An 837-nucleotide genomic window follows, 5' to 3' on the forward strand; every position below is an offset into this window, starting at 1 on the left:
AAACTTCCAATTTTAAAAAAATTTAATATCCCAGAACCGATTGTTGGTGGGTTAGTCATCGCTTGTGTGATTACCGCAATGCACTTTAATGGCGTTGATTTATCCTTCGATTTACCACTGCAAAATACCTTTATGTTGATGTTTTTTGCCACCGTTGGATTAGCGGCAAACTACACCCAACTGATCAAAGGTGGTGCGAAGGTGTTTATCTTTCTCGCGGTGGCATCAGCGTACATTCTTATTCAAAACGCCGTTGGTGTGTCTTTGGCGACCGCATTGGGCTTAGATCCGCTAATGGGATTAATTGCGGGTTCCATTACGCTTTCTGGTGGTCACGGAACAGGCGCAGCTTGGTCGCAGACTTTCCAAGATATGTATGGTCTACATAACGTACTCGAGGTTGCGATTGCATCTGCGACGTTTGGCTTGGTGATTGGCGGCATCATCGGCAGCCCAGTGGCACAGCGTTTGATAGACAAAAACAACCTAGAATCGGAATACGGCCGTACAAATCAAAGTCACCAACGTTTTCCTGAACTCGTGACTTATAACGAGCACGAAGAAGACCGAGTTACTGCAAAGAAAGTGGTCGAAAGCTTGTCGATTATTTTGTTGTGTGTGACAGGGGCGGGTTATCTAGAAAACTGGGTGAGCAGCTTTGGCATCAAATGGTTGATGATTCCGGACTTTGTCTACGCGTTGTTTATTGGTGTGGTGATCACCAACATCATGGAAGTGACGAAAGTTCGCAAAGTCGACTTAGAAACCGTGGATATTCTCGGTACGGTTTCATTGTCGCTGTTCCTAGCAATGGCGCTAATGAGCCTAAAACTGTGG

Annotated in this window: 1 protein-coding gene; it reads left to right on the forward strand. The window is 45.5% G+C overall.

Annotation, left to right across the window (positions count from 1 at the left end):
• A partial coding sequence (locus R8N49_RS26085; protein ID WP_318190320.1) for a sodium/glutamate symporter occupies positions 1 to 837 on the forward strand: 837 nt, incomplete at both ends.

It is taken from the genome of Vibrio sp. 1978 (genome assembly GCF_033344345.1).